The sequence below is a fragment of the Polaromonas sp. P1_G2 genome, from assembly GCF_056405515.1.
Map to the genome: position 1 here is coordinate 1 of NZ_JBFUBY010000025.1, position 23,013 is coordinate 23,013.

Annotated in this window: 22 protein-coding genes; 13 read left to right on the forward strand and 9 right to left on the reverse strand. The window is 64.4% G+C overall.

Annotation, left to right across the window (positions count from 1 at the left end; translation table 11 throughout):
• From AC1D0P_RS04445 to AC1D0P_RS04465, 5 genes are all read right to left on the reverse strand, one after another.
• Window positions 1–352 (reverse strand): 2Fe-2S iron-sulfur cluster-binding protein (locus tag AC1D0P_RS04445; protein WP_477675591.1); only part of this gene is annotated, 352 nt, incomplete at its 3' end.
• A gap of 52 nt (window positions 353–404) precedes the next feature.
• The gene (gene sdhA, locus AC1D0P_RS04450) at window positions 405–2,198 is read right to left on the reverse strand and encodes a succinate dehydrogenase flavoprotein subunit (RefSeq protein WP_477675592.1); all 1,794 of its coding nucleotides are present in this window, start codon (window positions 2,196–2,198) and stop codon (window positions 405–407) included.
• Between the two features lie 53 nt (window positions 2,199–2,251).
• On the reverse strand, window positions 2,252–2,617 hold the full coding sequence (sdhD, locus tag AC1D0P_RS04455) for a succinate dehydrogenase, hydrophobic membrane anchor protein (RefSeq protein WP_436153630.1): 366 nt from the start codon (window positions 2,615–2,617) through the stop codon (window positions 2,252–2,254).
• An 18-nt stretch (window positions 2,618–2,635) separates the two neighbouring features.
• The gene (sdhC, locus tag AC1D0P_RS04460) at window positions 2,636–3,082 is read right to left on the reverse strand and encodes a succinate dehydrogenase, cytochrome b556 subunit (RefSeq protein WP_477655143.1); all 447 of its coding nucleotides are present in this window, start codon (window positions 3,080–3,082) and stop codon (window positions 2,636–2,638) included.
• Window positions 3,083–3,203: 121 nt separating this feature from the next.
• Window positions 3,204–4,001 carry a GntR family transcriptional regulator gene (locus tag AC1D0P_RS04465; RefSeq protein ID WP_477655144.1) on the reverse strand — a complete coding sequence of 266 codons (798 nt, stop codon included), beginning with the start codon at window positions 3,999–4,001 and terminating at the stop codon, window positions 3,204–3,206.
• A gap of 325 nt (window positions 4,002–4,326) precedes the next feature.
• On the opposite strand from AC1D0P_RS04465, the gene AC1D0P_RS04470 reads away from it, so the two are divergent.
• The 6 genes from AC1D0P_RS04470 (at window position 4,327) to AC1D0P_RS04495 (ending at window position 11,197) form a co-directional block, all read left to right on the forward strand.
• Window positions 4,327–5,313: a malate dehydrogenase gene (locus AC1D0P_RS04470; RefSeq protein ID WP_477655145.1), complete on the forward strand. Its 987-nt coding sequence runs from the start codon at window positions 4,327–4,329 to the stop codon at window positions 5,311–5,313.
• Between the two features lie 207 nt (window positions 5,314–5,520).
• On the forward strand, window positions 5,521–6,306 hold the full coding sequence (gene tam / locus AC1D0P_RS04475) for a trans-aconitate 2-methyltransferase (protein WP_477675593.1): 786 nt from the start codon (window positions 5,521–5,523) through the stop codon (window positions 6,304–6,306).
• On the forward strand, window positions 6,303–7,304 hold the full coding sequence (locus tag AC1D0P_RS04480) for an HpcH/HpaI aldolase/citrate lyase family protein (protein ID WP_477675594.1): 1,002 nt from the start codon (window positions 6,303–6,305) through the stop codon (window positions 7,302–7,304). The genes tam and AC1D0P_RS04480 overlap by 4 nt, the downstream gene beginning before the upstream one ends.
• Window positions 7,305–7,342: 38 nt before the next feature.
• Window positions 7,343–7,969, forward strand: a complete 627-nt coding sequence (locus AC1D0P_RS04485; RefSeq protein WP_477655148.1) for a hypothetical protein — start codon at window positions 7,343–7,345, stop codon at window positions 7,967–7,969.
• A gap of 65 nt (window positions 7,970–8,034) precedes the next feature.
• A complete protein-coding gene (locus AC1D0P_RS04490; RefSeq protein ID WP_477675595.1) occupies window positions 8,035–10,650 on the forward strand; it encodes a bifunctional aconitate hydratase 2/2-methylisocitrate dehydratase in 2,616 nt (871 codons plus the stop codon).
• 55 nt (window positions 10,651–10,705) lie between these two features.
• Window positions 10,706–11,197 (forward strand): BON domain-containing protein, encoded by a 492-nt coding sequence (locus AC1D0P_RS04495; RefSeq protein WP_477675596.1) that lies wholly within the window; start codon window positions 10,706–10,708, stop codon window positions 11,195–11,197.
• 39 nt (window positions 11,198–11,236) lie between these two features.
• Here the strand turns inward: AC1D0P_RS04495 and AC1D0P_RS04500 are convergent, their stop codons facing one another.
• Window positions 11,237–11,611, reverse strand: coding sequence for a hypothetical protein (locus tag AC1D0P_RS04500; protein WP_477675597.1), 375 nt, complete (start codon window positions 11,609–11,611; stop codon window positions 11,237–11,239).
• Window positions 11,612–11,627: 16 nt separating this feature from the next.
• Window positions 11,628–12,131, reverse strand: a complete 504-nt coding sequence (locus AC1D0P_RS04505) for a pyridoxamine 5'-phosphate oxidase family protein (protein ID WP_477675598.1) — start codon at window positions 12,129–12,131, stop codon at window positions 11,628–11,630.
• Between the two features lie 327 nt (window positions 12,132–12,458).
• Between AC1D0P_RS04505 and AC1D0P_RS04510 the strand changes: the two genes are divergently transcribed.
• The 4 genes from AC1D0P_RS04510 to AC1D0P_RS04525 all read left to right on the forward strand — a co-directional run bounded on the left by AC1D0P_RS04510 (window position 12,459) and on the right by AC1D0P_RS04525 (window position 16,730).
• Entirely contained in the window at window positions 12,459–13,484 is a 1,026-nt protein-coding gene (locus AC1D0P_RS04510) for an iron ABC transporter substrate-binding protein (RefSeq protein WP_477675599.1), read from the forward strand.
• Window positions 13,485–13,517: 33 nt separating this feature from the next.
• Window positions 13,518–15,107, forward strand: a complete 1,590-nt coding sequence (locus tag AC1D0P_RS04515) for an ABC transporter permease (protein ID WP_477675600.1) — start codon at window positions 13,518–13,520, stop codon at window positions 15,105–15,107.
• Window positions 15,108–15,111: 4 nt separating this feature from the next.
• Entirely contained in the window at window positions 15,112–16,212 is a 1,101-nt protein-coding gene (locus tag AC1D0P_RS04520; RefSeq protein WP_477675601.1) for an ABC transporter ATP-binding protein, read from the forward strand.
• Window positions 16,213–16,367: 155 nt separating this feature from the next.
• On the forward strand, window positions 16,368–16,730 hold the full coding sequence (locus tag AC1D0P_RS04525; protein WP_477675602.1) for a DUF1428 domain-containing protein: 363 nt from the start codon (window positions 16,368–16,370) through the stop codon (window positions 16,728–16,730).
• A gap of 13 nt (window positions 16,731–16,743) precedes the next feature.
• Here the strand turns inward: AC1D0P_RS04525 and AC1D0P_RS04530 are convergent, their stop codons facing one another.
• Window positions 16,744–17,580: a helix-turn-helix domain-containing protein gene (locus tag AC1D0P_RS04530; protein WP_477675603.1), complete on the reverse strand. Its 837-nt coding sequence runs from the start codon at window positions 17,578–17,580 to the stop codon at window positions 16,744–16,746.
• Window positions 17,581–17,737: 157 nt separating this feature from the next.
• Here AC1D0P_RS04530 and AC1D0P_RS04535 point away from each other — a divergent pair, with 157 nt between their 5' ends.
• From AC1D0P_RS04535 to AC1D0P_RS04545, 3 genes are all read left to right on the forward strand, one after another.
• Window positions 17,738–18,151 carry a hypothetical protein gene (locus AC1D0P_RS04535; RefSeq protein ID WP_477675604.1) on the forward strand — a complete coding sequence of 138 codons (414 nt, stop codon included), beginning with the start codon at window positions 17,738–17,740 and terminating at the stop codon, window positions 18,149–18,151.
• 129 nt (window positions 18,152–18,280) lie between these two features.
• Entirely contained in the window at window positions 18,281–21,169 is a 2,889-nt protein-coding gene (locus AC1D0P_RS04540) for an aconitate hydratase (RefSeq protein ID WP_477675605.1), read from the forward strand.
• Entirely contained in the window at window positions 21,169–22,359 is a 1,191-nt protein-coding gene (locus tag AC1D0P_RS04545) for an FAD-dependent monooxygenase (protein ID WP_477675606.1), read from the forward strand. The genes AC1D0P_RS04540 and AC1D0P_RS04545 overlap by 1 nt, the downstream gene beginning before the upstream one ends.
• Before the next feature lie 86 nt (window positions 22,360–22,445).
• On the opposite strand, the gene AC1D0P_RS04550 is transcribed toward AC1D0P_RS04545, so the two are convergent.
• The coding region (locus AC1D0P_RS04550; RefSeq protein WP_477675607.1) for a hypothetical protein at window positions 22,446–23,013 on the reverse strand (568 nt) is incomplete at its 5' end.

The window sequence follows — 23,013 nt, forward strand, 5'->3', positions numbered from 1 at the left end:
GGTAGGGCTTGATCGAGTTGTACTGCTTGAAGAACTGCGTCATGTCGACGATCAGGTCGCGCACCACGGGCAGGCCCGGCAGCGGCTTGAGGATGATGACCTCGGGCAGCGTGCGCATATTGGTCAGGCAGGCCAGGCCGTTCTTGCCGTTGATGTTCATCGCGTCCGAGCCGCAGACGCCTTCGCGGCAGGAGCGGCGAAAGCTGATGGACGGATCCTGCGCCTTGAGTTTCATCAACGCGTCCAGCAGCATGCGCTCATGGCCGTCGAGCTCCACCTCGATGGTCTGCATGTAGGGCTTGGCATCGGTGTCCGGGTCGTAGCGGTAGATCTTGAAGGTGCGTTTGGTCATGGGGTTTCTCGCTTCTTGTGGGGTCGCAGGCCGTCTGTCGTGTCTGTTTTTTTTAGAACGTGCGTGTCTTGAGCGGCACGGACTCGACGGTCAGGGGCTTCATCTGCACCGGCTTGTAGGCCAGGCGGCTGCCTTCGCTGTACCACAGCGTGTGCTTGTGCCATTCGGTGTCGTTGCGTCCGTTCGGGTGTTCGGGCGTGTCGCCGTAGTCGTCGACAGAGTGCGCGCCGCGGCTTTCCCGGCGGGCGGCGGCCGACACGATGGTGGCCTGTGCGGCCTCGATCAGGTTCTCGACTTCCAGCGCCTCGATGCGCGCGGTGTTGAAGATCTTGGACTTGTCTTTCAGGCCGATGCTGTTGACGCGCGCGCGCAGGGCGGCGATCTTGCTTACGCCTTCGTCCATGATGGCTTGCGTGCGGAACACACCGGCGTGCTGCTGCATGGCGGCGCGCAGGTCGTTGGCCACGTCCTGGGCGTATTCGCCGTCGGTCGCGTTGTCCAGGCGCGCGATGCGGGCCAGGGTTTTGTCGGCGGCGTCAGCCGGCAGCGGCTTGTGGACGGTGGTCTTGGCGAACTCGACGATGTGGTTGCCGGCGGCCTTGCCGAACACCAGCAGGTCCAGCAGCGAGTTGGTGCCCAGGCGGTTGGCGCCGTGCACGCTGACGCAGGAGCATTCGCCCACCGCGTAGAGGCCGTTGACGACCTGGCTCTGGTTGCTGGCGTCCTGCGTGACGACCTGGCCGTGGATGTTGGTCGGGATGCCGCCCATCTGGTAGTGGATGGTCGGCACCACGGGGATCGGTTCCTTGGTGATGTCGACGTTGGCGAAGTTGTGGCCGATCTCGAACACCGAGGGCAGGCGCTTCATGATGGCGTCCACGCCCAGGTGGGTCATGTCCAGCAGGATGTAGTCCTTGTTGGGGCCGCAGCCGCGGCCTTCCTTGATTTCCTGGTCCATGGAGCGCGAGACGAAGTCGCGCGGCGCCAGGTCTTTCAGCGTGGGCGCATAGCGCTCCATGAAACGCTCGCCGTTGCTGTTGCGCAAAATCGCGCCTTCGCCGCGGCAGCCTTCGGTCAGCAGCACGCCGGCGCCGGCCACGCCGGTCGGATGGAACTGCCAGAACTCCATGTCTTCCAGCGGGATGCCGGCGCGCGCCGCCATGCCCAGGCCGTCGCCGGTGTTGATGAAGGCGTTGGTCGACGCGGCAAAAATGCGGCCGGCGCCGCCGGTGGCCAGCAGTGTGGTCTTGGCTTCAAAAATGTGGACGTCGCCGGTTTCCATTTCGAGGGCGGTCACGCCCACGACGTCGCCCGCGGCATCGCGGATCAGGTCCAGCGCCATCCATTCGACGAAGAAGCTGGTTTTTTCCTTGACGTTTTGCTGGTACAGCGTGTGCAGCATGGCGTGGCCGGTGCGGTCGGCCGCGGCGCAGGCGCGCTGCACGGGCTTTTCGCCGTAGTTGGCGGTGTGGCCGCCGAAGGGGCGCTGGTAAATCGTGCCGTCGGGGTTGCGGTCGAAGGGCATGCCCATGTGCTCGAGGTCGTACACGACCTTGGGCGCTTCACGGCACATGTACTCGATCGCGTCCTGGTCGCCGAGCCAGTCGGAGCCCTTGACGGTGTCGTAGAAGTGGTAGTGCCAGTTGTCTTCGCTCATGTTGCCGAGCGAGGCGCCGATGCCGCCCTGGGCCGCGACGGTGTGCGAGCGCGTGGGGAACACTTTGGAGAGCACGGCGACATTGAGGCCGGCGCGCGCCAGCTGCAGCGAGGCGCGCATGCCGGAGCCGCCGGCACCGACGATGACGACGTCAAATTTGCGCTTGGGGAGTTTGGATGTTGCGGTCATGATTTTTTGTGGGGTGTCGGTCTTCTTGTCGGGTCTTCAGTGTCAGCGGCGCGTCAGAGGCGCCACAGGACCTGGATGCCCCAGCCGGCGCAGGCCACCAGCCAGACGATGGTGAACACATTCAGCACGAGCTTGAGGGACGCCGCCTTGAGGTAGTCCATCCCGATCTCGCGCATGCCGACCCACACGTGGTAGAGCAGGGCGATGATGACCGTGAAGGTCAGCACTTTCATCCACTGCGCCGAGAAAATGCCGGCCCATTTGTCGTAGCCGATGGGGCCTTTGCTGAAGATGACCTGGGCCAGCAGCAGCACGGTGAAGAGGGCCATCAGGACAGCCGTGACGCGTTGCGCGAGCCAGTCGCGCAAGCCGTAGTGGGCACCGACAACGATGCGCTTGGAGCCGTAGTTAACTGCCATTTTTTGTGCTCCTTGTGATCAGTAAAGGCCGAACAGCTTGGCGCCGAGGACCAGCGTCAGGGCGATGCTCACGACCAGCGTGAAGATGGCGGATGACTTGCCGAACTCCTTGCTGACGGCGGCGTGGCTGACGTCCATCCAGAGATGGCGCAGGCCGGCGATGAAGTGGTGCAGGTAGGCCCAGATCAGGGCCAGCGCCACGAGCTTCCAGATGATGCCGGGCAGGCCCAGCATGCCGATGTTGAAAGCCGCTTTGAATTTCTCGAACGAAATCTCGGAAGAAATCGAGGTGTCGAACATCCAGATGATGAAGGGCAGCAGCAGGAACATGATGCCCCCGCTGATGCGATGCAGGATGGAGATGATGCTTGCGACGGGGAAGCGGTAGGTGGGGAGGTCGGTGAGCGCGTTGATGTTGCGGAACTCGGGCCGCTTGGGACGCTGTTTGGAGGCCAGCTCTGTCATTTTTAGGCTTTCGTGGGTGTAACTGGGTGGTAACCGGGTCTGCAATTACAGCTAAACAGCCGAATTCTATTGCAACGCAACAATCGGCTTACAAACGTTTGCAGCTTCCTGAGGGTTCCCGTCAACTAAGGTCGTTTTTGTAGTGATGGGTATCGGTGCGGTACAGGCCCCGGCGCAATTCCATGGGCAGGTCGTTGTAGGTATAGGCGGTGCGCTCCACGCTGAGCAGCGGCGCGCCCACCGGCACGCTGAGCAGCGCGGCGGAGGCCTCATCGGCCGCGACGGCGCGGATTTTTTCCTCGGCGCGCACCATGCGCACGCCGAACTCGGTTTCAAACAGCGCGTACATGGGGCCGCGGTGCGTGGCCAGCCGCTCGGCGGTCAGGCCCTTGAACGGGCCGCCCGGCAGCCAGACGTCTTCGAGAATCGTCGGCGTGCCCTGGAAGGCCAGCACGCGGCGCAGCTGCAGCACGGCGTCGCCGGTGCGCAGCGAGAGCGGGCGCGCGATGTCGGCCGGCGCGCGCAGGCGCTTGCAATCGATGATCTGCCGCTCGGCCGGGCCTTCGCTGGTGGTGTCGCCGCTGTCGGGCATGAGCCGCAGGAAGCGGTATTGCACGTGTTGCTCAGCATGCGTGGCCACGAAGGTGCCCTTGCCCTGGCGGCGCACCACCAGGTTCTCGGCCGCCAGTTCGTCGATCGCCTTGCGCACCGTGCCCTGGCTCACGCGGAAACGCGCGGCGAGGTCCATCTCGCTGGGAATGGCCTCGCCGGGCTTCCATTCACCGGCCTGCAGGCTTTGCAGGATCAGCACCTTGATCTGCTGGTAGAGCGGGCTGAAGGCCGGTGCCACGCCGGTAACCGCGCCGGCATCGCCGGAAAGCGTGGCGGAATCGGTCAATGAGGACGGGTTGATGGCCATGGGAGCAGCAGGTTAGCAGCAGTAAGTGGCGTTTGGCGGCGGGTTAAAGCGGGTTGCATGGGGTGCCGCAACAGGCACGCGGCAATCCCGGAAATAAAGTCCGAATCAAGCCTGAATCATATCTTATATAAGACATAAGACAAATTGACGCCCGTCACTTTTCGAGCGTAAAATCTTGGGCTGAGCCAGTGCATGGCCTGCCATTTTGCGGTGATTTTGAGGGCGAAAACCCTGAATAAGCATCTCGGATATCCCAGGCTCGCGCCAGACATCTCACATCACACCCTCATTCAACCGATTCTTAACTTTCCTGGAGCCCTCGATCATGAGCAAAAAACCCGTCCGTGTTGCAGTCACCGGTGCAGCTGGCCAAATCGGTTACGCATTGCTGTTTCGCATTGCCTCCGGCGAGATGCTCGGCAAGGACCAGCCCGTCATCCTGCAACTGCTCGAAGTGCCTGTTGAGGGCCCGCAGAAGGCGCTCAAGGGCGTGATGATGGAACTCGACGACTGCGCCTTCCCGCTGCTGGTCGGCATGCAAGCGTATGACGATCCGATGAAGGCCTTCAAGGATGCCGACTACGCGCTGCTGGTCGGTTCGCGCCCGCGCGGCCCCGGCATGGAACGCGCCGAACTGCTGGCCGTCAACGGCGCCATCTTCACGGCGCAGGGCAAGGCGCTCAACGCCGTTGCCAGCCGCAACGTCAAGGTGCTGGTGGTCGGCAACCCCGCCAACACCAACGCCTACATCGCCATGAAGAGCGCCCCCGACCTGCCGCGCAAGAACTTCACCGCCATGCTGCGCCTGGACCACAACCGCGCTGCCAGCCAGATCGCCGCCAAGACCGGCAAGGCCGTGGCCGACATCGAAAAGCTCACCGTCTGGGGCAACCACTCGCCCACGATGTACGCCGACTACCGTTTCGCCACCATCAAGGGCGAAAGCGTCGCCAAGATGATCAACGACCAGGAATGGAACGCCAACGTGTTCCTGCCCACCGTCGGCAAGCGCGGCGCCGCCATCATTGAAGCGCGCGGCCTGTCCTCGGCGGCATCGGCCGCCAATGCCGCCATCGACCACATGCGCGACTGGGCCCTGGGCACCAACGGCAAGTGGGTCACCATGGGCATCCCGTCGGACGGCCAGTACGGCATCCCCAAGGACGTCATGTTCGGTTTCCCCGTGACCTGCGAAAACGGCGAGTACAAACTCGTCGAAGGCCTGGAAATCGACGCCTTCAGCCAGGAACGCATCAACAAGACGCTGGACGAGCTCAAGGGTGAGCAAGACGGCGTCAAGCATCTCCTGTAAACCAGTACTGCAACCCGAAAATATCGAAACATGAAAGCGCGTCTTCGCACCCATGGCGGCGTTGCAAGCCTTGCGAAGGCGTCCAGCCTTCGCTGCGGCTCGCGCCTTGCCCTGGGCGCGAATCCATCACTTTCATTTTGTTTCGCTACTTCCAGCTTGCAGTACTAGAGGCCGCCAGCACTTGTCCGCACACCGCCGTCCTCATCCATGAGCGACTGGAATCCCGCACTCTACAGCCGCTATGAGGACGAGCGCACGCGCCCGGCCCAGGAGCTGCTGGCGCGGGTGCCGCTGGGGCAGGCGGCCCGGGTGTTCGACCTGGGCTGCGGGCCCGGCAATTCCACCGAGTTGCTGGTCCGCCGCTTTCCGGGCGCCGTGGTCACGGGCACCGACAATTCCGAAGCCATGCTGGCCAGCGCGCGCAAGCGCCTGCCGGCCGCGCATTTYGAGTTGAGCGACATCGCCGATTGGCAAGCCGCATCCGGCGATGCCGCACCCCAGCTCATCTACGCGAACGCGGCCTTGCAATGGGTGCCCGACCACGCCAGGCTGATCCCGCGGCTGTTCGCCGCGCTGGCGCCCGGCGGCGTGCTGGCCATCCAGATGCCCGACAACCGCGACGAGCCCACGCATCGCCTGATGCGCGAGTTGGCGTCCGAAGCGCCGTGGACTGACGCAATCGGTGATTACTCAAAGCTGCGCACCGAGCTTTTCTCGATAGACCGTTATTACGACCTGCTGGCCGCTGAGGCCGCGCACGTCGATGTCTGGCGCACGGCTTACCAGCACCCTATGGATTCGGCCGCCGCTATCGTGGAATGGGTGCGTGCAACGGGCCTCAAGCCCTTTGTGGACCGCCTGCCGCCGGACCTGCAGGCGAGTTACCTCGCCGAATACGAACGGCGGGTCGCCAAGGCCTATACCCCGCGCAGTGACGGAAAACGGCTGCTGGCCTTCCCGCGCATGTTCATCGTCGCCCAACGCAAGCCATGAGCGCCACCGCCCTTCATCCCGCGCAAGTGCTGCTCGGCGCCCAGGCCGGCGCCATGACGCTGCCGGTCTGCGACCACTACAGCGGCGTCGAAGCGCGCATGCGCAAAAGCCTGCAGTTGCAGGCCGAGATGATCGAGGAGTTCGGCGCCTGCGTGTTTGACGTGACGCTGGACTGCGAAGACGGCGCGCCCGTGGGCGGCGAGGCCGAGCACGCGGCCATGGTGGTGGCGCTGGCGGCATTGGCCGGCGACAAGGCCCGCGTCGCCGTGCGTGTGCACGCGGTGGACCATCCGGCCTTTGAGTCCGACATGGCGATGATCGCCGGCAAGCTGGCGCGCCACCTTTCGCACATCATGGTTCCCAAGGTCGAATCGCTGGCCGACGTACTGCGCGCCGAGCAGGCGCTGCTGGCCGCTTGCGCCGGGGATTTGCCGCTGCACGTGCTGATCGAATCGCCGCTCGCGGTGCGCAATGCCTTTGAGATCGCGGCGCACCCGCGCGTGCAGTCGCTGAGCTTCGGGCTCATGGATTTTGTGTCGGCCCATGCGGGCGCGATTCCCGCCGACGGCATGAGCAGCCGGGGCCAGTTCACGCACCCGCTGGTGCTGCGCGCCAAGCTCGAAATCGCTTCGGCCTGCCACGCCCACGGCAAGGTGCCCTCACATTGTGTTGTCACGGAATTCAGCGACATTGAGGCCATGACCGCCGCCGCACGCCATGCCGCCCGCGAACTGGGCTACACCCGGATGTGGAGCATCCACCCGAACCAGATTCGCCCCATTCTGGAGGCCTTCGCACCCGGCGAAGGCGAGATTGAGGACGCCACCAAAATAATCACCGCCGCCGCGCTTGCCGACTGGGCGCCCATCAACTTTGAAGGAAAGCTGCACGACCGCGCGAGCTACCGCTACTTTTGGCAGGTTCTGGAGCGTGCGCACCAGACCGGCCGTGTCTTACCGCACGAGGCGCAGGCGTATTTTCCTGTCCCGCTTCACTGATTTTTCCGATTGACTGTTGACCGTTCCAAAGGACCCTCATGAAACATTTCGCTCTCTCTGCCTTGATGCTGGCCGCGCCGGCCCTGTTGCTGGCCCAGACGGCGGCCCCTAAAGCCGCCGCGCCCAAGGCTGCAGCCGCAGCTGACCAGCCTGTCCAGGCCGCCAAGCGCGCACCGATCAGGCGTTCCGCCGCCAAGGTGGTGGAAGAAAGGACGCCCATTGACGATGACCTGTCAGTCACCTTGACCGCTGAAGACCTGGAGCTCGCCAAGCGGGTTTACATCGGCACGATCCCCTGCGAACTGGGTGCCTCCGTCACCATCACGCCGAACGAAAAACGCCCGGGCTTCTTCCTGGTGCAGACGGGCAAGATGCGTTTTCGCATGCACCCGGTCGGAAGCCGCACCGGCGCCATCCGCCTGGAAGACGGCCGTGCAGGCGCCATGTGGCTCCAGCTGGGCAACAAGTCGATGCTGATGAGCCAGAAATTGGGCCAGCGCCTGGCTGACGAGTGCATGAGCCCGGCGCAGGTGACTTTTGCCGACGACATGAAGAAGAACCCCCCGACCAGCATTCTGGAGGCCTTGCCTGCCGCCAAAGCTGCGCCAGCTCAGGCTGGCACGGGTTCTGCTCAGCCAGAAACTGCCCCGGCCAAAACCCAATAACAGACACAGACCACGACCGCACGGGCATCGCCCGTGCAAATTTTTGAGTACAGGAGAAAAAAACCATGACGTCCGACTTCTTGCAAACCTACCGCGCCCACGTCGCCGAGCGCGCCGTCACCGGCATCCCGCCGCTGCCGTTGTCCGCAAAGCAGACCGGCGAAGTCATCGAGCTGCTGAAGAATCCGCCCAAGGGCGAGGAAGCCTTCCTGGTCGAACTCATTACCCACCGCGTTCCGGCCGGCGTTGACGACGCCGCCAAGGTCAAGGCCAGCTACCTGGCGGCTGTGGCCCACGGCACGGAAAAATGCGCGCTGATCTCGCGTGAAAAAGCCACGCAGCTGCTGGGCACCATGCTGGGCGGCTACAACATCAGCCCCATGGTCGCGCTGCTCGACGACGCGGAAGACAGCGTCGCCACGCAAGCCGCCAGCGGCCTGAAAAATACCCTGCTGATGTTCGACCAGTTCCACGACGTCCAGGAAAAAGCCGAGAAGGGCAACAAGTACGCCAAGGCCGTGCTGCAAAGCTGGGCCGATGCCGAGTGGTTCACCAGCCGCCCTGAAGTCCCCGAGTCCATCAAGCTGACGGTCTTCAAGGTGGCCGGTGAAATCAACACCGACGATCTTTCCCCCGCGCCCGACGCCTGGAGCCGCCCCGACATCCCGCTGCATGCCATCGCCATGCACAAGAACGCCCGCCCCGGCGTCACGCCCGAGGAAGACGGCAAGCGCGGCCCGGTCAAGTTCATTGAAGAACTCAAGGCCAAGGGAAACCTCGTGGCCTATGTGGGCGACGTGGTCGGCACCGGTTCCTCGCGCAAGTCGGCCACCAACTCCGTGCTGTGGTGGACGGGCCAGGACATTCCGTTTGTGCCCAACAAACGCTTCGGCGGCGTCTGCCTCGGCAGCAAGATCGCACCGATTTTCTACAACACCATGGAAGACTCCGGCGCGCTGCCGATCGAACTCGACGTGAGCCAGATGGCCATGGGCGACGTGATCGAGCTGCGCCCCTACGACGGCAAGGCGCTCAAGGACGGCAAGGTGATCGCCGAGTTCAAGCTCAAGAGCGACGTGCTGTTCGACGAAGTGCGTGCCGGCGGCCGCATTCCGCTGATCGTCGGCCGCGGCCTCACGGCCAAGGCGCGCTTCGCGCTGGGCCTGCCTTTGTCCACCCAGTTCCGCCTGCCGCAGAACCCGGCCGACAACGGCCGCGGCTTCACGCTGGCGCAAAAAATGGTCGGCCGCGCGGTCGGCCTGCCGGAAGGCCAGGGCGTGCGCCCCGGCACGTATTGCGAACCCAAGATGACCTCGGTCGGCTCGCAGGACACCACCGGCCCGATGACGCGCGACGAACTGAAAGACCTGGCCTGCCTGGGCTTCAGCTCCGACCTGGTCATGCAGTCCTTCTGCCATACGGCGGCCTATCCCAAGCCCGTCGACGTGAAGATGCACCACGAGCTGCCTGATTTCATCAGCACGCGCGGCGGCATTTCGCTGCGTCCCGGCGACGGCATCATCCACAGCTGGCTTAACCGCATGCTGCTGCCCGACACCGTCGGCACCGGCGGCGACAGCCACACGCGTTTCCCCATCGGCATCAGCTTCCCCGCGGGCTCCGGCCTGGTGGCCTTCGGCGCCGCCACCGGCGTGATGCCGCTGGACATGCCCGAATCGGTGCTGGTGCGCTTCAAGGGTGAAATGCAGCCCGGCATCACGCTGCGCGACCTGGTCAACGCGATCCCGCTGTACGCCATCAAGGCCGGCCTGCTGACGGTCGCCAAGCAGGGCAAGAAGAACATCTTCTCGGGCCGCATCCTGGAAATCGAAGGTCTGCCCGACCTCAAGGTGGAACAGGCGTTCGAGCTCTCCGATGCCTCCGCCGAGCGTTCCGCCGGCGGCTGCACGGTGCACCTGAACAAGGAACCCATCATCGAGTACATCAACAGCAACATCACGATGCTGAAGTGGATGATCGCCACGGGCTACTCGGACGTGCGCACCATCAAGCGACGCATCGCCGCCATGGAAGCCTGGCTGGCCGACCCGCAGTTGCTCAAGGGCGATGCGGATGCCGAATACGCCGCCGTCATCGAAATCGACCTCGCCGACATCCACGAACCCATCGTGGCCTGCCCGAACGACCCCGACGACGTGAAGACCCTCAGCGAAGTGGCCGGCAGCAAGATCGATGAAGTCTTCATCGGCAGCTGCATGACCAACATCGGCCACTTCCGCGCGGCCTCCAAGCTGCTCGAGAACAAGCGCGACATCCCCGTCAAGCTGTGGATGGCGCCGCCGACCAAGATGGACGCCAAGCAGCTCACGGAAGAGGGCCATTACGGCGTGCTCGGCTCCGCCGGCGCCCGCATGGAAATGCCGGGCTGCAGCCTGTGCATGGGCAACCAGGCACAGGTGAAAGAGGGCGCGACGGTGTTCTCCACCTCCACCCGCAACTTCCCGAACCGCCTGGGCAAGAACTCCAACGTCTACCTCGGTTCCGCCGAACTGGCCGCGATCTGCTCCAAGCTGGGCCGTATCCCCACCAAGGCCGAATACATGGCCGACATGGGCGTGCTGACGGCTGCCAGCGCGCAGATTTACCAGTACCTCAACTTCGACCAGGTCAAGGATTACACCGACATGGCCGATACGGTGAAGGACGGCGTGCCGGCCTAAGTGGACACCCTGCCTGCGGCTTGACAGCCGCAAGGTGAAATGGAAGGATGAAGTGATGAAGAAACCGTCACTTCTTTCCTTCCTTTTTTTTGCCCTTTTTTCGGTAACCGGTGCGGGAGCACAAGAAGCGCGCAGCAACGCCTTCAACGACCCCTTCCTCCAGGTCACCTCGGCCATCGCCCAGTGCCCGGTTCCCGAAGGGCCGCTTTACACCGAGCAGGAAGTGCGCGACGTGGCCCATGTCCGGGCGCAGCACGGCGGCAGCTGTTATCGCGTGGGGCGCTGCCGGCTTGCCAACTCTTATTGGTACGACCAGGAGATCATTCCGCGTGTCTCGCAGTACATCAAGCTCGACGGCCGCTTCGACGACACCAGCGTCTGGGTGCAGGGTGAGCGCCGGCTGGTGTTCCTCAAAGGCTGCGTCAAGACACGCGAGCAGTCCGAAGCATTGGAGAAAGCCGTCTGGCTGGTCGACGACGTGATGGGGGTGGTGAACTACCTGCGCGTGGGCGATGAGCCCGTGCGCTATGTGCCCGCACAGAAATAAGGGCGTGGCACGGCGCCAGTCCGAAGCGCATTGGAGTCTTCAGGGCAGAGGCTCGACCACCCGCAATTCCGAACCGTCGACAAAGGTCAGGTACCAGAACTCCGGCGACAGCGGCAGGTTGGGGCGCATATAACTCACGTTGGACGCCTGCACATAGACCGTGCTCGCGCCGATGTCGGGCGGCGGCGCCAGGTAGTGGCGCTTGAGGCCCACCAGATTGCCTATGCTGGCGACCACGGTGCCTACCGATTCGGTGACGGCATTGACGGTCGTCCCCTGGCCCAGCATGTGGATGGTGGTCTGGCCGACCAGGTCGGGAGGCGAGGCCTCCACGTACAGCACCGCGGCGCTGTTGATGCGCAGGTCGTCCGGTGCGGCCGGTTCGGTGGATTTGTTGAATGAGATGAAGGGCATGGGACCTCGCGCTGGTTCAGGACAGGTGCAGTTCTTTGTGTTCGCCCAGCCTGGGCGGCGTGTCTCCGGTGAGCGCGGCCTTGGCCATCTWGGCCAGCTGCACCATCTTGCTTTCCTTCACATCCCAATATTCAGCGTGGTGGATATGCACCGCCAGCAAGGCCAGGTCCGGGTCGTTCACGCCGGCCGGAAACCAGGCCCGTGCCGCCGGCGACCAGAGTTCTTCCTTTTTGGCCTGGTCTTCGGCAACCAGAGCCTGGCCTGACAGCGACACATAGCTGTCGTCACCCGGGTCCGCATACGACACATTGACATTGCCGTCCTGCTGCAGGCGCTGGGCCAGCTCGCTTTTGCGCGAGATGAAAAAGTACAGCCGCGCGCCTTCGTCGATGGCGCGGTTCTGCGTGGTCAGCGGATGGGCGTGCAGCAAGCCGTTGGCGTGGCGGTGCGTGAGCATGCCGTACTTGATGTCCTTGATCAGGGCCCAGAGGGTGTCGTGGTCTGATTTGGCTGTGCTCATGAAAACTCCCTGAATGGATGTGTATCGATGTGCATGGGGTGGAAGCTTCAAGGCTAGGCGCCGGGCCGCATGCCGCTCATCGGCCAGCGGCCCGGGCAGCTGTCAGCAAGTGCCGACAGCTCCGGCTTGCGCACGCCGCTTATGTAAACCATTGCCCTACCGCGGAACCAAATGGCGGAGCGGTTACCATATAGATGAGAGTAATTCGCATTTGCATGACTGGTTCCTTACAGGCGCGGCGCAAGACATGACTGTTTTTCCGCCTTTTCGTCTTTTCGCCTGCCGACCCGGTCCCCTGCGTGCCCGCTTCTTTTGTAAAGGTGTTCCATGAAATTGTTGTCCTTCTCCCTTGCCGGCGCCGCGCTGGCCGCCGGCCTTCTGGCCGCTCCGCTGGCCGCCACAGCGCAAGCCGTCAAACCCAGCCCCGAGGGCATCGTGGTCTACAACGCCCAGCACGCCAGCCTGACCAAGGCCTGGGCCGATGCCTTCAGCAAGGAAACCGGCATCAAGGTCACCTTGCGCAACGGCAGCGATACCGAGCTGGGCAACCAGATCGTGCAGGAAGGCAAAGCCTCACCCGCCGACGTGTTCCTGACCGAAAACTCTCCCGCCATGGCGCTGGTTGATATGGCAGGGCTGTTTGCCCCGCTGGATGCGGCCACCTTGTCTGAAGTGCCTGCCAACTTCCGTCCCGAGCATGGCCGCTGGACCGGCATCGCCGCGCGCAGCACGGTGTTTGTCTACAACAAGGCCAAGCTCACGCCGGCGCAGCTGCCCAAGTCCATGCTGGATCTGGCCACGCCGGCATGGAAGGGCCGCTGGGCCGCGTCGCCTTCCGGCGCCGACTTCCAGGCCATCGTGAGCGCGCTGCTTGAGCTCAAGGGCGAGGCTGCCACTGCCGCCTGGCTCAAGGCCATGAAGGAAAACGCCACACCTTACAAGGGCAACGGCACGGTGCTCAAGGCCGTCAACGCCGGCCAGATCGAGGGCGGGGTCATCTACCACTATTACTACTACGGCGACCAGGCCAAGACCGGCGAGAACAGCAGCAACACCCAGCTGCATTACTTCCGCAACCAGGATGCTGGCGCTTTCGTCAGCATCTCCGGCGGCGGCGTGCTGGCCTCGAGCAAGCACCAGCCCGAAGCCCAGGCTTTCGTGAAATGGATCGCCGGCAAGGGCGGCCAGGAAATTTTGAAGACTGGCGACGCCTATGAATACGCCGTCGGTACCGGCGCGCAGTCCAACCCCAAGCTGGTGCCGCTGGCCGAACTGCAGGCGCCCAAGGTCGAGCCGTCCAAACTCAACAGCAAAAAAGTCACCGACCTGATGACCCAGGCCGGCCTGCTGTAAACCGCTTTCACGCCCGCGGATCGGATACCTTCCTTGAGTGCCTTGCCCCTTGATGCCGGCGCCGACGCCGTGCTGCGGCCTTTCCCGGCTGCTGCGGCGGCGGGGCATGGCGGCTGGCGCCTGTCCTGGGTGGGCGGCGCGGCCCTCGTGGTCTCGCTGCTGGCTTTGCTGCCGCTGGGCTTTGTGCTCTGGGTCGGCGTCCAGACCGGCTGGGATACCGCCTCGGCCCTGATCTTCCGGCCGCGCGTCGGCGAACTGTTGGTCAACACCGGGCTGCTGGTGGCGCTCACGGTGCCGCTATGCGCCGTGCTGGCTGTGGCGCTGGCTTGGCTCACCGAACGCAGCGAGCTGCCCGGCGCCCGCACCTGGGCCTGGCTGCTGGTGGCGCCGCTGGCGGTGCCGGCTTTTGTGCACAGCTATGCCTGGATGACGGTGGCGCCCGGGCTGCACGGCCTGGCGGCCGGCGTGATGGTCTCGGTGATCGCCTATTTCCCTTTCCTGTATTTGCCGGTGGCCGCGGCCCTGCGGCGGCTGGACCCGGGCATGGAAGACAGCGCCGCCTCGCTCGGCCTTAGCCCCTGGGCCGTGTTCTTTCGTGTGGTGCTGCCGCAGTTGCGGCTGGCGGTGTGCGGCGGCTCGCTGCTGGTGGGGCTGCACTTGCTGGCCGAATACGGCCTCTACGTGATGATCCGCTTCGACACCTTCACCACGGCCATCGTCGACCAGTTCCAGTCGACCTACAACGGCCCCGCCGCCAACATGCTCTCGGGCGTGCTGGTGGTCTGCTGCTTCGCGCTGCTGGGGCTGGAATCGGCCGCGCGCGGCAAGGAACGTTATGCGCGCGTCGGCTCCGGCGCGGCGCGCATGCCTTTGAAGCGCAGCCTGGGCCGCTTCACCGCGCTTGGCCTGTTGCTGCCCGCGCTGCTCAGCGTGCTGGCGCTGGGCGTGCCGCTGGTCACACTGGGACGCTGGCTGGTGGCGGGCGGCGCGGCTGTGTGGCGCTTCGATGAACTCGGCCCGTCTCTTTTCCAGACCCTGGCGCTCGCGCTGGCCGGTGCGTTGCTGACCACGCTGGCCGCTGTGCCCATGGCCTGGCTGTCGATACGCTCGCCGGGCCGGTTGCAGCGTGTGCTCGAAGCTTGCAACTACATGGTCGGCTCGCTGCCCGGCGTGGTGGTGGCGCTGGCCCTGGTCACGGTCACCGTGCGCCTGCCGATCTACCAGACGGCGCTCACGGTGCTGCTGGCCTATCTGCTGATGTTTTTGCCGCGCGCCCTGATCAGCCTGCGCGCCGGCATCGCGCAGGCGCCGGTGGAGCTGGAGCAGGCCGCGCGCAGCCTGGGCCGCACGCCCGCCCAGGCGCTGTGGGCCATCACGATGCGGCTGGCCGCGCCCAGTGCGGCGGCCGGCGCGGCGTTGGTGGGCCTGGGCATCACCAACGAACTCACCGCCACGCTGATGCTCGCGCCCAACGGCACGCGCACGCTGGCGACTTCCTTCTGGGCCTACAGCAGCGAGATCGACTACGCCGCCGCCGCGCCCTATGCGCTCATCATGGTGCTGCTCTCGCTGCCCATGACCTGGCTGCTTTACCACCAATCCAAACGCACGGCGGGACGATGACGCGATGACGACTTCTCTGGAACTGCAAGCCATCCGCAAACATTACGGCGCCGTTCAGGCCCTGGGCGGCGTGGACCTCAGCGTCACGCCCGGCAGCCGCACCGCCATCGTCGGCCCTTCGGGCTCGGGCAAAACCACGCTGCTGCGCATCATCGCGGGCTTTGAGGCGCCCGACGCCGGCCGTGTCACCCTGGGCGGGCGCCAACTGGCCGATGGCCCCGATGCCGTGCCCGCGCACGAACGCGGCATAGGTTATGTGCCGCAGGACGGCGCACTGTTTCCGCACCTCACGATTGAAGGCAACGTCGGCTTTGGCCTGCCGCGCAACACGCCGCGGCGCGCTGAACGGATCGCCGAACTGATGGACATGGTCGCGCTGGACAGCGCCATGCTGGCGCGCCGCCCGCATGAGCTCTCGGGCGGCCAGCAGCAGCGTGTGGCGCTGGCGCGGGCTCTGGCGCAACGGCCGAAGCTGATGCTGCTCGACGAACCTTTCTCGGCACTCGACACTGGCTTGCGCGCCAGCACCCGCAAGGCCGTGGCGCAGCTGCTGGGCGCTGCGGGCATCACCACCATCCTCGTCACGCACGACCAGGCCGAGGCCTTGTCATTCGCCGACCAGGTGGCCGTGATGCGCGGCGGGTTGCTGGTGCAGGCCGGCCGCCCGCTGGACCTGTATTTGCGGCCGCGCGATGCGGCTGTGGCCGGCTTCCTGGGCGACAGCATCGTGCTGCCCGCGCAACTGGCCGGCGGCTGGGCCGACTGCGCGCTGGGGCGCATCGCCGTCAACGACAGTGGGCGCCAGGGTCCGGCGCAAATCATGCTGCGGCCCGAGCAGCTGCAGGTGGCCGAGGTGCCGGCCGAAGCGGCGGCGCAGGGCTCGCAAGGCGAGGCCTGCTACGGTGCGATCACCGACACCGATTTCGGCGGCTCGGTCTGCGTGCTGTCGGTGCGCCTGGTGCGCGGCACCGGCGCGGCTTCGGCGGCGCCAGCAAGCGGCTGGGATGAGCCGCTGCTGGTGCACAGCGCGGGCATGCATGCGCCGGCGCTGGGCGCCATGGTGCGCATCACCGTGGCCGGCCAGGCCCACGTCTTCAGCGCCTGAGGGCCAGCAAGCTTTGTTACTTTTTCCGTCAAGGAATTCCCTGTTTTCGGGTATATTGTGTACGGTGTACACAAGATGCGAAGGGTCTCCTGACCTTGTTGTTTCGCCGTGTCGCATCCGCTTTTCATCGGCACCTCAAACAAGGAGATTTCTTTATGGCCCGCTACGTAGATGGATTCATCGTCGCCGTCCCCACCAAGAAAGTGGAGGCCTACCGCAAGCTGTCCCGCAAGGCCGGCAAGATCTGGAARGAGTACGGCGCGATCGAATACACCGAATGCATCGCCGACGATGTGAAACCCGGCAAGCTCACCTCCTTTCCGCAAAGCGTCAAGCTCAAGAAGGATGAAGTGGTGGTGTTCTCCTGGATCACCTACAAGTCGCGCAAGCAGCGCGACAGCGTCAACAAAAAGGTCATGTCCGACCCACGCCTCGAAGCCATGATGGACCCGAAGAATCTACCCTTTGACGGGAAGCGGATGATCTTTGGCGGCTTCAAGACAATCGTCGAGTTGTGAAGACTGCTGACGTCTAAGCTTGCGCCGCCAGCGCCAGCAACGCCTGGCGCGTGAAATCATCGGCCGGGAAAAAGGTTTCCATCGCGAGCTCCTGCAGCGTCACGTCCACCGGTGTGCCGAAGATGGTGGTGGTGCTGATGAAACTCAGCATGCCGGCGGGTGTCTTGAATAGGAAAGGCATGAGAACGCCCGGGTGCTCGCCGTCGAGGTGTTCGTTTTTCGCTTCCTCAGGCACGGGATAGGCCTTGAGTTCTTCGAGCAAGGCGGCCAGCAGCGGGTCGGCTGTGGCCGCGACCTGCTGGCGCAGACGCTCAAATATATGCGCGCGCCACTGCAGCAGGTTACCGATGCGCGGCGCCAGGCCTTTGGGGTGCAGGCTGAGGCGCAACACGTTCACCGGGCCCTCCAGCAGGGATGCATCGGCGCCTTCCATCAGGTGCGGCACCATGCGGTTGGCGGCCACCAGGTTCCAGTGCCGGTCCACCGCGAGGGCGGGGTAGGGCTCATGGCTTTTGAGCAGCAGCTCCACGGCCTGCCGGGCCGAGGCCAGCGCCGGGTCGTCCAGAGGGCGCTCGCGGTACATGGGCGCATAACCGGCCGCCACCAGCAGCGCATTGCGCTCGCGCAGCGGGATGTCCAGCCTCTCCGACAGCCGCAGCACCATTTCGCGGCTGGGCACCGAGCGCCCGGTTTCCACAAAACTCAGGTGGCGCGTCGAGATGTCCGCCTCATGGGCCAGGTCCAGCTGGCTCAGGCGCCGGTGCTGGCGCCAGTGGCGCAGGTGGTCGCCAAAAGGTTGGGGCGCACTTCGCGGCGCCGGGCGGCTGGGGTGGTGGGTGCTGGCGGTCATGGCCCTCATCGTAAAGCCATGTGAGCAGGGTTCCATTACCTGCCAGGTCATCGACGGGCCGCTGCCACGCAGGAATGATGACCTCCATGCGCACCGACCCGGCGGCCCGGAGCGCTGATCAACATCATCGGCCGACCGCACCTTCAGGAGTTTTGCCATGTTTTCGAGTTCCATCGTGTCGTCCCCAAACTTTCTGCGCAATGTGCTGCGTGTGGACGCGCTGTCGTGCATTGCCTGCGGCGCGCTGCAAGTAGCCTTCCCGGCCGCGATGGCCCGCCTGCTGAACCTGCCCGAAGGCCTGCTTGCCTACACCGGCGAGTTCCTGCTGGTCTATGCGGCGGTCGTTGCTTTTGTTTCAACGCGTAATCCTTTGCCGCGCGGCGTCATCTGGGCATTGGTGGCGGGTAATGCCGGTTGGGCGCTGGCCTGCGTGCTGCTGCTGGTCAGCGGCCGCGTGTCGCCCTCCATGCTGGGTGTGGCTTATGTGGTGATGCAAGCGCTGACTGTGGCGGTGCTGGCGGAGCTGCAGTACTTCGGCTTGCGCCGCGCGGCGCCACAGCCGGCCTGGTAGGACGGCACCAGAAGGGCGCAAGACTGAGGCACAAGACTGGGTAGGAGGGCAGGGTATGCAGGCGCGGGCCCCCACGGGGCCGCACTGCCTGCCAGAATGGGGGCTGCCGTCAATAAAAAGGAGTCCGCCATGGCCAAACCGCCTCCCCACGCTTTTTCGTCCACGCTCAAAAGCTTCAAGACCGCCTCCGGCAAAACCGGCAAGTTCTACTCCCTGCCGGAACTCGCCAAACAATTCCCCAAAGTCGCCCGCCTGCCTGTATCCATGCGCATCGTGCTCGAGTCGGTGTTGCGCAACTGCGACGGCAAAAAAGTCACGGCCGAACACGTGGCCCAGCTGGCCAACTGGCTGCCCCAGGCCGAGCGCAGCGAAGAAATCCCCTTTGTCGTCTCTCGCGTGGTGCTGCAGGACTTCACCGGCGTGCCGCTGCTGGCCGACCTGGCCGCCATGCGCAGCGTGGCGCTCAAGCTGGGCAAGAACCCCAAGGCCATCGAGCCGCTGGTGCCGGTGGACCTGGTGGTCGACCACTCCATCATGGTCGACTACTACGGAAAGAAAAATTCGCTGGACCTCAACATGAAGCTGGAGTTCCAGCGCAACCGCGAGCGCTACGAGTTCATGAAGTGGGGCATGCAGGCCTTTGACACCTTCGGCGTCGTGCCGCCGGGCTTCGGCATCGTGCACCAGGTCAACCTTGAATACCTGTCGCGCGGCGTGCACAAGACCAACGACAACGTGTACTACCCCGACTCGCTGGTGGGCACCGACAGCCACACCACCATGATCAACGGCATCGGTGTGGTGGCCTGGGGTTGCGGCGGCATCGAGGCCGAAGCCGCCATGCTGGGCCAGCCGGTGTACTTCCTCACGCCCGACGTGGTGGGCTTCGAGCTGACCGGCCGCCTGCGCGAAGGCGTCACCGCCACCGACCTGGTGCTGCGCGTGACCGAGCAATTGCGCAAGGAAAAGGTGGTGGGCAAGTTCGTCGAATTTTTCGGCGAGGGCACGCGCACGCTGGCCTTGCCGGACCGCGCCACCATCGGCAATATGGCGCCCGAATACGGCGCCACCATGGGTTTCTTCCCGGTCGACGAAAAAACCATTGACTACTTCAAAGGCACGGGCCGCACCAAGGAAGAGATCGAAGCCTTCGAGGCTTACTTCAAGGCGCAAGGCCTTTTCGGCGTGGCGCAAGCCGGCCAGATCGATTATTCGCATGTGGTCAAGCTCGACCTGGGTGACGTCACGCCCAGCCTGGCCGGCCCCAAGCGCCCGCAGGACCGCATCGAGCTCGGCAACGTCGCTGGCCAGTTCAAGTCGCTCTTCAGTAAGCCGATCGCCGAAAACGGTTTCAACCAGCCGCCGGCCATGCTCAACACGCGCCACCTGGTGCGCCGCACCGACGAAGGGCGGCTGGACACGCTACCCTCCGCCCCGCCTACACCTGCGGGTGCCGCGCGCCCCGTGATGGAGATGGAGGGTAACCGCCCCACCTTGGCCCATGCCCGCGCCAGCAACACCACCGACTCACCCGCCACCGCGCAGACCGAGGTCGTGCATTCGCCGCCCGGCATCACGGTAGGCAACGGCGACGTGCTGATCGCCGCCATCACCAGTTGCACCAACACCTCCAACCCCAGCGTGCTGCTGGCCGCGGGCCTGCTGGCCAAGAAGGCGGTGGAAGCGGGCCTCAAGGTGCAGCCGCACATCAAGACCTCGCTGGCGCCCGGTTCGCGCATCGTGACCGAGTACCTGACCGAGACAGGCCTGCTGCCTTACCTTGAAAAGCTGGGCTTCGCGCTGGCCGGCTACGGCTGCACCACTTGCATCGGCAATGCCGGCGACCTGACGCCCGAGCTCAACGAAGCCATCAGCAAAAGCGACCTGGTCTGCGCGGCCGTGCTCTCGGGCAACCGCAACTTCGAGGCGCGCATCCATCCCAACCTCAAGGCCAACTTCCTGGCCAGCCCACCGCTGGTGGTGGCTTACGCGATCGCCGGCACGGTGATGCGCGACCTGATGACGGAGCCCGTTGGCAAGGGCAAGGGCGGCAAAGATGTGTATCTAGGCGACATCTGGCCGACCAGCGACGAGATCTACAAACTCATGAAGTACGCGATGAACGGCAAGGCCTTCCGCGCCAATTACGCGAAGGTGAAAACCGAACCGGGCAAGCTCTGGGAAAACATCAAGGGCGTCAAGGGCACGTCGTACACCTGGCCCGCCAGCACCTACATCGCCGAGCCGCCTTTCTTCAAGGACTTCAGCATGGACGCCGGCGAGGCCGGCAGCGTGGACGTCAAGGGCGCGCGCATCATGGCGCTGTTCGCCGACTCCATCACCACCGACCATATCTCGCCGGCCGGCTCCATCAAGGCCAGCTCGCCCGCGGGCCTGTGGCTGCAGGCCAATGGTGTGCAGAAGGCCGACTTCAACAGCTACGGCGCGCGCCGCGGCAACCACGACGTGATGATGCGCGGGACGTTTGCCAACGTGCGCATCAAGAACCTGATGATCCCGGCAGACGCCGAAGGCTCGCGCGAGGAGGGCGGCGTGACGCTGTTCCAGCCTGGCGGCGAGAAGATGTTCATCTACGACGCCGCCATGAAATACATGGAACAGGGCACGCCCACGGTGATCTTTGCCGGCGAGGAGTACGGCACCGGCTCCTCGCGCGACTGGGCCGCCAAGGGTACGCAGCTGCTGGGCATCAAGGCCGTGGTGGCACGCAGCTTCGAGCGCATACACCGCAGCAACCTGGTGGGCATGGGTGTGCTGCCCCTGCAGTTCAAGCCGGGCGACTCGTGGCAGACCCTCAAGCTCACCGGTACCGAGGTCATCGACGTGATTCCACATCCCGAACTCAAGCCGCAAAGCGAAGCCAAGCTGGTCATCACGCGCGCCGACGGTTCGCGCGAGGAAGTCACCGTGATCCTGCGCGTGGATACGCCCATCGAGGTCGACTACTACCGCAACGGCGGCATCTTGCCGTTCGTGCTGCGACAGTTGTTGGCCTGATGCTCCGGCAGGCTCTGATTGCCGGTGGCGGCGTCGGTGGACTGGCGGCGGCGCTCGCGGCATCGCGCGCGGGTTGGGACGTTCGCCTGTTTGAACGCGCCAACGCCTTCAGCGAAGTCGGCGCCGGCATCCAGCTTGGCCCCAATGTGGTCAAGGTGCTGCATGGCTGGGGCCTGGCTGATGCGCTGCAGGCCGTGGCGGCCTTTCCCGAACGCTTGCAGGTGCGAAGTGCCGTGTCGGGCCAGCTGCTGGGCGAGTTACCTCTGGGCGCCGCCATGGTCCAGCGCTATGGCGCGCCTTACCTCACCATTCATCGCGCTGACCTCCACGGTGTGTTGCTGCAGGCCGTACAGCACCATGCCGATGTGAAGCTGCACCTGAGCCGGCCGCTGCAATCCTTCAGCCAGACCGCCCAGGCCGTCACCGTGCGGGCCGACGACGGCCCCGGTATTGAATGTGACGCCCTCATAGGCGCCGACGGCATCTGGAGCACGGTGCGCCAGGAACTGCTGGGGGACGGGCTGCCGCGCCGCAGCGGCCACCTGGCTTACCGCGCCCTGATGCGGCAATCCGATCTGCCTGAACTGCTCAGGAGCCACCAGGTCACCGCCTGGCTGGGGCCGCGCATGCATGTGGTGCAGTACCCCGTGCGCGGCGGGGAATTTCTCAACGTGGTGGCCATCGTGCACGGCGAGGTTGCGGCCGAAGCCGACCTTTGGGACCACAGCGCCAACGCCGCCGACCTGGCCTCAGCGACGGCCGGCTGTTGCGCCGCGCTGCGCGAGGTGATGGACGCCATTGAGGGTTGGCGCCTGTGGGTGTTGCACGACCGCGCGCCCATGCAGGGCGCCCACCAGCACGCCGTGGGCCGCGTCGCTTTGCTGGGCGACGCCGCCCACCCCATGCGCCCCTACCTGGCGCAGGGCGCCGGCATGGCGATTGAAGACGCCGCCGAACTGGGCCACGCCCTGGCCCAGGCGCTGGACCCAGCGCTTGATGTGCCGACCATGCTGCAGCGCTATGCGCTCAACCGGTGGCAGCGCAATGCGCGTGTGCAGGCGAGAGCGCTGCGCAATGGGCAGATATTTCACGCTGATGGTCTGCTGCGTTGGGGCCGCGATGCCTCGCTCAAACTGCTGGGCGAGAAACTGCTGGATATGCCTTGGCTGTATGGTGCAAGCCAAACATAGCTTGATGGGCATTGAGGCGTCGTAAACCAATAGCTGTTTGCGCACGCCCTGTTGCGACGTTTGCAGGTGCGCGGCGCACCCACTATTTAGTCACGGATTTTGTTTTTCTCGGACTTTGGAACTTGTATGTACTTCCTCATCCTGTCGAATTTTTCATCGTAAACCAGCACGGTGTCCCTCTGTTCGGGCCGGAGAATTCTCAAGCTGTTGTACCTGGTTTCCACTTTCTCTTCAGTGTTCATGAAAATCTTGTGATCCCACCGCTCTTCCGGGTCTTTATAAACAGTTTCGATGATGACCTTGCCTGGGAAAACTTCGTTAAATGCGATGTAGTACTCCGGATGAAGGGAGGGGTCGTTCTTTCTGAGGAGTACCAGGAGGAGGTAGGCATCGTTCAGTCCTTCCCGCGTGTCCTTGAGCAGAATAGCGATTTCTTTCTTGTCCTCGCCGCTGAAATCCCCTTCCCTTAACAGGCTTGAGTATTTGAGGTTTCCGGAGTTTATGAATCGATAGCTCGATCCTTCGTCGGATGCGTAAAAGTCGATGAGCTTCTCTTTGACGCCATATGGCAATTCCTTGAGATAAAACGCATCGAAGTCGTGGCCGTATTTCCTGCCAAAGTCTTCTGCTGAGATCAGGTAGTTGTCGTTAAGC

Coding starts and splice junctions, on each gene's coding strand:
- sdhA (WP_477675592.1), bottom strand. CDS start 2,198: ATGACCGCAACATCCAAACTCCCCAAGCGCAAATTTGACGTCGTCATC.
- sdhD (WP_436153630.1), bottom strand. CDS start 2,617: ATGGCAGTTAACTACGGCTCCAAGCGCATCGTTGTCGGTGCCCACTAC.
- sdhC (WP_477655143.1), bottom strand. CDS start 3,082: ATGACAGAGCTGGCCTCCAAACAGCGTCCCAAGCGGCCCGAGTTCCGC.
- AC1D0P_RS04465 (WP_477655144.1), bottom strand. CDS start 4,001: ATGGCCATCAACCCGTCCTCATTGACCGATTCCGCCACGCTTTCCGGC.
- AC1D0P_RS04470 (WP_477655145.1), top strand. CDS start 4,327: ATGAGCAAAAAACCCGTCCGTGTTGCAGTCACCGGTGCAGCTGGCCAA.
- AC1D0P_RS04480 (WP_477675594.1), top strand. CDS start 6,303: ATGAGCGCCACCGCCCTTCATCCCGCGCAAGTGCTGCTCGGCGCCCAG.
- AC1D0P_RS04485 (WP_477655148.1), top strand. CDS start 7,343: ATGAAACATTTCGCTCTCTCTGCCTTGATGCTGGCCGCGCCGGCCCTG.
- AC1D0P_RS04490 (WP_477675595.1), top strand. CDS start 8,035: ATGACGTCCGACTTCTTGCAAACCTACCGCGCCCACGTCGCCGAGCGC.
- AC1D0P_RS04495 (WP_477675596.1), top strand. CDS start 10,706: ATGAAGAAACCGTCACTTCTTTCCTTCCTTTTTTTTGCCCTTTTTTCG.
- AC1D0P_RS04500 (WP_477675597.1), bottom strand. CDS start 11,611: ATGCCCTTCATCTCATTCAACAAATCCACCGAACCGGCCGCACCGGAC.
- AC1D0P_RS04510 (WP_477675599.1), top strand. CDS start 12,459: ATGAAATTGTTGTCCTTCTCCCTTGCCGGCGCCGCGCTGGCCGCCGGC.
- AC1D0P_RS04520 (WP_477675601.1), top strand. CDS start 15,112: ATGACGACTTCTCTGGAACTGCAAGCCATCCGCAAACATTACGGCGCC.
- AC1D0P_RS04530 (WP_477675603.1), bottom strand. CDS start 17,580: ATGACCGCCAGCACCCACCACCCCAGCCGCCCGGCGCCGCGAAGTGCG.
- AC1D0P_RS04535 (WP_477675604.1), top strand. CDS start 17,738: ATGTTTTCGAGTTCCATCGTGTCGTCCCCAAACTTTCTGCGCAATGTG.
- AC1D0P_RS04540 (WP_477675605.1), top strand. CDS start 18,281: ATGGCCAAACCGCCTCCCCACGCTTTTTCGTCCACGCTCAAAAGCTTC.
- AC1D0P_RS04545 (WP_477675606.1), top strand. CDS start 21,169: ATGCTCCGGCAGGCTCTGATTGCCGGTGGCGGCGTCGGTGGACTGGCG.